We start from the raw sequence: 7,644 nt of genomic DNA, 5'->3' as shown, positions 1-7,644 counted from the left end.
CGGTTCTGGTTTCCCATTCGGCAAGATTTTACGCCGCAACCCATAGTGTTGGACGTAATCTGACAGGAAAATCTGCAATTGCGCGTAAAGGCCAATCGCGGCGCAGATCAAAACACCAACCAATCCTGCCAATGCAAAGGCTGCCACAAGCACAGCAACTGCACCTAGATGATAGCCCAGATAAGGATGACGCCGACCCTGCTTTAACCGCGCGGCCTCCGCGGCGTATCCCGCACGATAAGACCCAATCCAGGCCCTACCAAAGAACCGCCAAAACCCGCGCCCCTTGGGGGCAGAAACCGGATCGCGCTCTGTTCCTACATGCACATGATGCACCAAAGGATGAGACGACGCATGATGCCCCATCAAAATCGACATATACACCGCGCGCCCCAGACGGCGCATCCAGCGATTGGGATGATGAATAAGCTCGTGCGCATTGGGGTGCCCAACCTGCCCCGCAAAAAGCGATACCGCGAAGAAAAGCGCCATTTTGTTCATGAGCGGCGCCTCAATCTGCACCAAAGCGACAAGCGCTAAACCTAATACACCAAAATGCGCAAAGGCGAGCACAACAGACAACGGCGTTGCAACCGGAAACTCCGCATCGCTCGGTGCATTTTCTATCAAAAATGGCGTCAAACGATCAACGCCATAGGCAAAGACTGAAATGTAAAACAACGTGCCCCACGCCCAATAGCCGCCCCAAAGACAGGCCGCGATTAGCAAAAGAACCAGCGAAGAAGTCACCAAAGAGAATCTCATCATTCCCTCTGATAGCGCAGATCAATGGCAAAATTAGGAAAGAACCGCTTCATCTTTCCAAATAAACTTCGGGGGATCAGCGCAGCGCGCTGATGGGGCAGCGCCCCAAACCGCCGCGCAAGCGGCTCTTCAAGCGTGCGCAGCACTCAATCAGATCAAGCCGCGCCGTACAAAGCCTCAGCGCGGCTTTCAAAGGCGCGTACAATGCGCTGCATGGCTTCATTGAAAACAAGGCCAATAATGCCCTGCAAAATGGCGTTCTTGAATTCAAAGTCGACGAAGAACTGCACATTGCATCCCCCGCCTTTAGCGTCTTCAAAGGCCCAATTGGATTTCATGTACTTGAACGGACCATCCAGATACTCTGTGTCGATCTTCTTATCGGCCTCATGCAGCACAACGCGGCTTCCAAAACGTTCACGGAACACTTTGAACGAAATCACCAAATCCGCGAGCATGACCTCAGACGCACCTTCTGGCGTGCGCGATCTAATGCGCGCGCCTGCACACCACGGCAGGAACTCAGGATATTTGGCAACATCCGCCACAAGATCATACATCTGGCTGGCAGAATACGGCATGTGACGGGTTTCAGAATGGGTTGGCATCGGCGGGTTTTTCCCGTTATCTCAGTTGGGTTGCATGTCCTATGCATGCACGCAGAAATCAAGGGAAACCTATGCCTCAGCGTCCATATGTCATCGATCAAATGATCTCGGCCAAATCAATCGCGGCCAGAATCGAAGAATTGAGCATGGAGATCGAAACCGAATTCAAAGGCACCGACAAACTTGTTGTTGTGGGTCTTTTGCGCGGCTCTTTCGTCTTTATCGCTGATATTGTACGCGAACTGGACCTGCCGGTGGAGGTCGATTTTTTAGAGGCTTCGTCTTACGGTGACGGCATGGAAAGCAGTCGAGAAGTGCGTATTCTCAAAGACTTACGCGGCGCAATTGAAAATCGCGATGTTCTGGTTGTAGAAGATATCGTCGACACGGGTCACACATTGAACCACGTGACGAACTTGCTTCTCTCCAGAAAACCAGCACGGCTCAAGAGCATCGCGCTCTTGGACAAGCCCACGCGCCGCGAGGTGGATTTCAAAGCAGATTGGACCGGCTTTGAAATCCCTGATGAATTTGTCGTGGGGTACGGCATTGATTTCGCGCAGCGCAACCGCAACCTGCCCTACATCGGTAAAGTTCGCTTCACCGAAGATGAAAACTAGCGCGCAATGATCAATCCTCGCCATTTTCTGCGTATGGCAAAGTGGGCGCATCGCCCGCCTTCGGAAAAACGCGTCAAGTTTGTGATCATGATCATTTTGATCTGCGCTGCGCTGTTTCTGGTAGAGCGCTACGTCGGCTGGCCCGACGCGCTCAAACCGAATTCCTTCAAGCTATAGTTTAGCTTGCCGACGCTGCGGTTTCGCGAATGCGTTGGATCATCGCGGCCAGCCCATTAGAGCGCTGCGCAGACAGGTGATCATTCAGGCCAAGGCGCGCAAGTTCGGACTTTGCATCGATCGCAGCGACCTCGGAAACAGCCGTATCATTGTAGAGCATGCGCAGCACAGCAATGAGGCCATTGACGATCATCGCATCGCTTTCACCATCAAACCGAAAGACGCCATTGTCGATGCTCGGGTGCAGCCACACCTGACTCGCGCAGCCATCCACCTTGGTTGCGGCAACTTTCAGCGCATCCTCCAGCGGGTCCATCGCTTTGCCCTGCTCGATCACATGACGATAGCGTTCTTCCCAATCTTCGAGGAATTCAAAGTCTTCAACAATGTTTTCAAAGGCAGCATTGGCCATGATCGACTCTCCATCTGTTGTTTTGAGAGGTAGACAGACGCAAACAAAAGGTCCAGTGCGCCTTGGCGCTTTTCAACGCGTCGCGGATGGGATAAATCAAACCAGAGCAGAGACGAGGCACGAAGATGGCTTTTACACGATCCCTAATGCTATGTAGCGCACTGGCCCTTGCCGGTTGCGGTGGTGGTTTGAGCAATTCATGGGTCAACCCAGTCAACTGGTTTGGCAATTCGCGCTCCGGCCCTGTGGAAAATGCGTCATCTACGAACCCCTTGATTCCCCCACGTCGCTTGGGAACACGCCCCAAGGCGGTTTATCAAGGTCGCCCGATTGATCAAATTTCCGAGCTGCGCGTTGAGCGGCGCCCAGGCGGCGCGATCATTCATGCGGTCGGTGTTGGCGAGGTCATTGGCTATTATGATGCGCGTTTGACACCTGACAGTATTGATGGGCCCATCAACGGCGTTCTTGGCTACACGCTCGAAGCGGTGCGTCCGGCAAGCACGGTTGGTGTTGGCGGCCAAGGCGCACGTGAAGTGAACGTTGCCGTCTTTGTCAGCGATCAAGAACTGCGCGACGTGAAGACGATTGTCGTAAAAGGCGCACGTAATCAACGCAGTACGCGCCGTCGCTAATGTAAAAAACGGTGTCGCGTCTCTGATTAGAGACGCACCAGTTTCACATCGCTTCCCTTCGCACCAAGGGCGATCTTGCCCTCGCAAAGCAAAAGCGCGTCTTCGCCAAATACCTCAAAACGCCAGCCTTGGAGCGCGCTCACATCGCGTGCACCAGATGCAATTGCATCCAGATCAGACGCAGGTGCGACGAGCTTTGAAGCAACGCCAACCGAGTTGGTTTTTGCCTTGAGCAAAACACGCAGCAAATCAGCGAGCGCTGGATTGACCTGCTTCTTTTCACGCGAAGAGCGTTCCAGTTTCGGCAAATCAGCTTCAGGGCAATCACGCCCAGTGCTGACTGCTTTCAAGATACCTTCTGCGATCTCGCCCTTGCGCGCTTCACGCAGCAGCAGACGCGAACGCCCCAGATCGGAATGATCTTTCGGTTTCGTCGCGGCCAATTCAACCAAAGCGTCGTCTTTGTAAACGCGGTTGCGCGGGATGTTTTTTCCCTGCGCATAGGATTCACGGAATTTCGCAAGCTCACGCACAATGGCCAAAAAACGCGGGCTGGTGTTGCGTGTTTTGACACGTTTCCACGCATCGTCAGGCTTGGTGATATAGGTTTCGGGGCTGTTGAGGATCTTCATTTCCTCAGCCACCCAATGTTCACGTCCGGCATCTTTCAGCTTTTTGGACAAGAATTCATAGACTTGACGCAAATGCGTGACATCCGCCAAGGCATAGCTTTTCTGAGCATCGCTCAAAGGGCGGCGTGACCAATCGGTAAAGCGGGATGATTTATCAATCTCGGCTTTGGTGATTTTGCGCACCAACGTGTCATAACCCACTTGTTCGCCAAATCCGCACACCATTGAAGCGACCTGCGTGTCGAACAAGGGCGTCGGGATGACGCCTGCATCAACCTGAAAAATCTCGATATCCTGACGCGCAGCATGGAAGACTTTGACGACAGAGGTATCGCGAAACAGATCATACAGCGGCTCTAGTGACATCCCTTCTACAAGCGGATCGACGAGACAGCCTTCGTCGTCTGATGTGCCCGGCATCGCGAGTTGGACCAAACAAAGCTTTGAATAATACGTTCGCTCGCGCAAAAATTCAGTATCTACAGTCACATAGGGGTGCTTGCGCGCCTCGTTGCAAAAGGTTTCGAGGGCTTCGGTCGTCGTAATCGTGAGCATAGATATTGGGCACTTTCGAGTTGTGACTAATACGGCAATACGCGATTGGCACAGCGAAATAAAGCGCTAGGACTTTAGCTGGGGGTTTTTCCCTGCAAATCGCGCGTAAAGCTCAATAAAGCCTCGGGATAAATGCGGTGTTCCTCGATCAAAACACGCGCTGCGAGTGTGTCAGGCGTGTCGCCCTCTAAGATCGGAACGCTTGCTTGCGCGATTATTGGGCCGTCGTCCAGCTTGGCCGTGGCGACGTGGACGGTGCAGCCCGCCTCGCTATCGCCCGCCTCAATTGCGCGCTTATGGGTGTGCAAACCTTTGTATTTCGGCAAGAGCGAGGGATGCACATTGAGCATGCGCCCCTCAAAGCGATTGATGAAATGCGGGGTCAGCACGCGCATGAAGCCGGCAAGGCAGACCACTTCAGCGCCCGCAGCGTCCAGTTTCGCAATGAGAGCGTCCTCAAACGCGGCGCGATCTTCACCAAAAGGTTTGTGATCGACAAAATCTGTCGCAATTCCGCGCTCGGCGGCTTTGACAAGCCCGCCAGCATTTTCCTTGTTGGACATCACAAGGCAGGCTTCGGCCGGATGATCCGCGCCCATGCTGTCGAGCAGCTTGAGCATATTGGACCCGCCGCCCGAAATCAGGATTGCGACTTTGATTTTCGGCTGAGCGCTCAAAGCAATGCGCCTGTGTAGCGAACCTCGCCTGTGTCTGTAACATGGCCCAAGCGGGTCACTGTTTCGCCCTCGCCCTCAAGCAGGTCTACCAACGCATCAGCGCGATCAGCAGCGACGCTTAGAACCATGCCCTGACCACAGTTAAAGGTCTTGAGCATTTCTGATTCAGCGATATTTCCTGTTTCCGCCATCCATTTGAAAACAGGCGGCAAATCCCATGCGTTGAGATCAATTTCAATGCCGCAGCCTTCGGGCAGAACGCGCGGGATGTTTTCTGTCAAACCGCCACCTGTGATATGGGCCAGCGCGTGAACGCCCCCTGCTCGCACCGCTGCCAGCGCTTGTTTCACATAAAGGCGCGTTGGCGTCAAAAGCGCCTGACCGAGGGTGCCTTCACCGAACGGACAATCCATATCCCAGCCAAGGCCAGAGATATCGACTAATTTGCGCACCAATGAATAACCGTTTGAGTGTACGCCATCAGAGGCCAGACCAAGCAGTACATCGCCCACCTGCACATTTGCAGGCATCTCTGCGCCGCGTTCCATCGCGCCGACGGAGAAGCCGGCAAGATCAAAGTCGCCATCAGGGTACATGCCCGGCATTTCCGCCGTTTCGCCGCCGATCAAAGCACAGTTAGAGCGCACACAGCCCTCTGCGATACCTTCGATGATGCGCGCGGCTGTTTCTGTCTCTAGGTGTCCCGTCGCAAAATAATCGAGGAAGAAAAGCGGCTCCGCGCCTTGGCACACAAGGTCGTTGACGCACATGGCAACCAGATCGATGCCGACGCCGTCCACAAGGCCGGTATCAATTGCGATACGAAGCTTGGTGCCAACACCGTCCGTGGCGCCCACAAGAATCGGATCATTGTAGCCTGCGCCTTTAAGATCAAAGAGCGCGCCAAAACCGCCAAGGCCAGACATCACACCAGAGCGATTGGTCCGCTTTGCTGCGGGTTTGATCCGTTCTACCAATGCGTTACCCGCATCAATATCCACGCCTGCATCTGCATATGTGATGCCGCTGTTGCTGCTTTGATCGCTCATGGAAGTCTCCACCCTATGGGTCTGCTAAATTCGCGTTGCGCAGCGGTTACCCCATCAAAGCGATTAGTGCAATCTGCACGCTTGACGCGGTTGCGCCGTATGCTAATCACTCTCTCAAGGTAGGGCCTGTAGCTCAATTGGTTAGAGCAGCGTGCTCATAACGCGTTGGTTGCAGGTTCAAGTCCTGCCGGGCCTACCAAACATCATTTATTATCCTTTTATTTTAAGGTGTTAGGTGATTTTTTGACGAACCTTTCAGGGTGGTTCGTCAAGTTTTGTTCCGCTTTCGTGCCTGTAAGTCGCAAAAATGCTGAATCAGCCATGTCCCGCCGCCCAAACGTCTCACAGTACTTTTGAGCCATCGCCAGCGTCACGTGGCCGCTAACCGCCATGATTTCGTAGGGTGTGCCACCCGCCTCGGCGATACGGCGGCAAATTGCTTTTCGTAAGCCATGTGAGGAACACAGCGGCAAGCCCGCTTTATCGCACCACTTGCGCATGGATGTTCCAAGGCCCTTGCGAGAGCGAGCCTTGTTATGGCCTGTCTCAAGGTAAGTGAACGTGACGGGCCTTGCCGCCAAAGCTTCTGCCAAGGCCGGATGTATCGGCAAGCTGATCAGCACCCCGCTTGGGTTCTTACTGGTTTTCTGACGGCGATATTCGATCCGCCCGTCTTTGACGTTCGCTGGTCCCAGCTTTACCGCGTCAACCTTCGCGGCCCCTGTGTAGAGCATCAGAGTCATGCAAATGTGCGCAGGCGATCCCAGCGGGTGAACTTCGTAGTAGCGTTCGATTTCGCCCTCGTCCCATGAGTGATACCCTTCGGACGTTGTCGCATACTTACTGACACCGAGGACCGGATTGGCGGCAACCCAATCCATCGTGACTGCAAGGTCCATCATTTGAGACAGCCGTTTGAGCATCTTGTTGGCCTGCATCGGCGTTTCGTGCATTTCCGCCTTGATGGCCATGACGTGCCGAATTTTCATATGCGCGATGCGCTTCTTGCCGTGTTTGAGCCTTAAAGGCTCGATGACACTGCGATAATCGGCCTGTGTGCTTTCGCTGATGGTCGGAAAGTGCAGCTTGTAGAAATGGGTGACCAGATCATCCAAAGATCCAGCTTTTGTGCGGGAAGCCCCTGCCCCTTCACTAGACTTCGATTTCTGGCGGTTACCGGCATCCTGATACCTTTGTTCAAACTCATCTGACCCGTAGTCAGACCCCAGTTCGGCAGTGAACCCGCGCGACCTATACCGCCAACGGCGTTTCCCGTGTCGATCCTTGTAGGAGCTTGCGCCCGGATATTTTTCTCGTTTTTTCAATCTGCGTCCCAATCATTTATCGTTGGTGGTGAGTTCTCACTCGCAGAATGTATCACCACCGTCCCATCTGGGCCAATTTCGGTACGCCCGACAGGAATCCCCGCGTCACGGTATGCGGCCAAATAGCGCTTCAGTTCTGTCTGGGTCAAAACAGCTTTTCTGGCGGGCATGGCAGATGTCTCCGTTTGG

Annotated in this window: 11 protein-coding genes and 1 tRNA gene; 4 read left to right on the top strand and 8 right to left on the bottom strand. The window is 54.0% G+C overall.

What is annotated here, in order from left to right; all coding sequences use genetic code 11:
- Nucleotides 1-765 (bottom strand): fatty acid desaturase (locus ABJQ89_RS03450; RefSeq protein WP_348494874.1); only part of this gene is annotated, 765 nt, incomplete at its 3' end.
- A 155-nt stretch (nucleotides 766-920) separates the two neighbouring features.
- Complete coding sequence (locus tag ABJQ89_RS03445) at nucleotides 921-1,373, bottom strand: type II toxin-antitoxin system RatA family toxin (protein ID WP_348494873.1); 453 nt, start codon at nucleotides 1,371-1,373, stop codon at nucleotides 921-923.
- A 71-nt stretch (nucleotides 1,374-1,444) separates the two neighbouring features.
- On the opposite strand from ABJQ89_RS03445, the gene hpt reads away from it, so the two are divergent.
- Both hpt and ABJQ89_RS03435 read left to right on the top strand, forming a co-directional pair.
- On the top strand, nucleotides 1,445-1,993 hold the full coding sequence (gene hpt / locus ABJQ89_RS03440; protein WP_348494872.1) for a hypoxanthine phosphoribosyltransferase: 549 nt from the start codon (nucleotides 1,445-1,447) through the stop codon (nucleotides 1,991-1,993).
- Nucleotides 1,994-1,999: 6 nt separating this feature from the next.
- A complete protein-coding gene (locus ABJQ89_RS03435) occupies nucleotides 2,000-2,170 on the top strand; it encodes a hypothetical protein (protein ID WP_348494871.1) in 171 nt (56 codons plus the stop codon).
- A gap of 1 nt (nucleotide 2,171) precedes the next feature.
- Here ABJQ89_RS03435 and ABJQ89_RS03430 read toward each other — a convergent pair whose 3' ends face one another.
- The gene (locus tag ABJQ89_RS03430) at nucleotides 2,172-2,582 is read right to left on the bottom strand and encodes a SufE family protein (protein ID WP_348494870.1); all 411 of its coding nucleotides are present in this window, start codon (nucleotides 2,580-2,582) and stop codon (nucleotides 2,172-2,174) included.
- Nucleotides 2,583-2,707: 125 nt separating this feature from the next.
- Here ABJQ89_RS03430 and ABJQ89_RS03425 point away from each other — a divergent pair, with 125 nt between their 5' ends.
- Entirely contained in the window at nucleotides 2,708-3,217 is a 510-nt protein-coding gene (locus tag ABJQ89_RS03425; protein ID WP_348494869.1) for a hypothetical protein, read from the top strand.
- Between the two features lie 26 nt (nucleotides 3,218-3,243).
- Here the strand turns inward: ABJQ89_RS03425 and rnd are convergent, their stop codons facing one another.
- The 3 genes from rnd to purM all read right to left on the bottom strand — a co-directional run bounded on the left by rnd (nucleotide 3,244) and on the right by purM (nucleotide 6,130).
- Nucleotides 3,244-4,404, bottom strand: a complete 1,161-nt coding sequence (rnd, locus tag ABJQ89_RS03420; protein ID WP_348494868.1) for a ribonuclease D — start codon at nucleotides 4,402-4,404, stop codon at nucleotides 3,244-3,246.
- Between the two features lie 74 nt (nucleotides 4,405-4,478).
- Nucleotides 4,479-5,081 (bottom strand): phosphoribosylglycinamide formyltransferase, encoded by a 603-nt coding sequence (purN, locus tag ABJQ89_RS03415; protein WP_348494867.1) that lies wholly within the window; start codon nucleotides 5,079-5,081, stop codon nucleotides 4,479-4,481.
- On the bottom strand, nucleotides 5,078-6,130 hold the full coding sequence (gene purM, locus ABJQ89_RS03410) for a phosphoribosylformylglycinamidine cyclo-ligase (protein WP_348494866.1): 1,053 nt from the start codon (nucleotides 6,128-6,130) through the stop codon (nucleotides 5,078-5,080). Before purM ends, purN begins: the two co-directional genes overlap by 4 nt.
- A gap of 122 nt (nucleotides 6,131-6,252) precedes the next feature.
- Here purM and ABJQ89_RS03405 point away from each other — a divergent pair.
- A tRNA-Ile gene (locus ABJQ89_RS03405) sits at nucleotides 6,253-6,329 on the top strand.
- Nucleotides 6,330-6,348: 19 nt separating this feature from the next.
- On the opposite strand, the gene ABJQ89_RS03400 is transcribed toward ABJQ89_RS03405, so the two are convergent.
- Together ABJQ89_RS03400 and ABJQ89_RS03395 are read right to left on the bottom strand one after the other, a co-directional pair.
- A complete protein-coding gene (locus ABJQ89_RS03400) occupies nucleotides 6,349-7,455 on the bottom strand; it encodes a tyrosine-type recombinase/integrase (protein ID WP_348364025.1) in 1,107 nt (368 codons plus the stop codon).
- Nucleotides 7,452-7,644: hypothetical protein (locus ABJQ89_RS03395; protein ID WP_348494865.1), on the bottom strand; the 193-nt coding region annotated here is incomplete at its 5' end. The genes ABJQ89_RS03400 and ABJQ89_RS03395, both read right to left, overlap by 4 nt.

The sequence above is a fragment of the Planktotalea sp. genome, assembly GCF_039984035.1.
Taxonomy (GTDB): domain Bacteria; phylum Pseudomonadota; class Alphaproteobacteria; order Rhodobacterales; family Rhodobacteraceae; genus Planktotalea.
The sequence above is the reverse complement of the archived record's forward strand: the minus strand, read 5'-3'. Positions and strand labels throughout refer to the sequence as shown.

Coding starts and splice junctions, on each gene's coding strand:
- ABJQ89_RS03425 (WP_348494869.1), top strand. CDS start 2,708: ATGGCTTTTACACGATCCCTAATGCTATGTAGCGCACTGGCCCTTGCC.
- ABJQ89_RS03430 (WP_348494870.1), bottom strand. CDS start 2,582: ATGGCCAATGCTGCCTTTGAAAACATTGTTGAAGACTTTGAATTCCTC.
- ABJQ89_RS03435 (WP_348494871.1), top strand. CDS start 2,000: ATGATCAATCCTCGCCATTTTCTGCGTATGGCAAAGTGGGCGCATCGC.
- ABJQ89_RS03445 (WP_348494873.1), bottom strand. CDS start 1,373: ATGCCAACCCATTCTGAAACCCGTCACATGCCGTATTCTGCCAGCCAG.
- hpt (WP_348494872.1), top strand. CDS start 1,445: ATGCCTCAGCGTCCATATGTCATCGATCAAATGATCTCGGCCAAATCA.
- rnd (WP_348494868.1), bottom strand. CDS start 4,404: ATGCTCACGATTACGACGACCGAAGCCCTCGAAACCTTTTGCAACGAG.
- purM (WP_348494866.1), bottom strand. CDS start 6,130: ATGAGCGATCAAAGCAGCAACAGCGGCATCACATATGCAGATGCAGGC.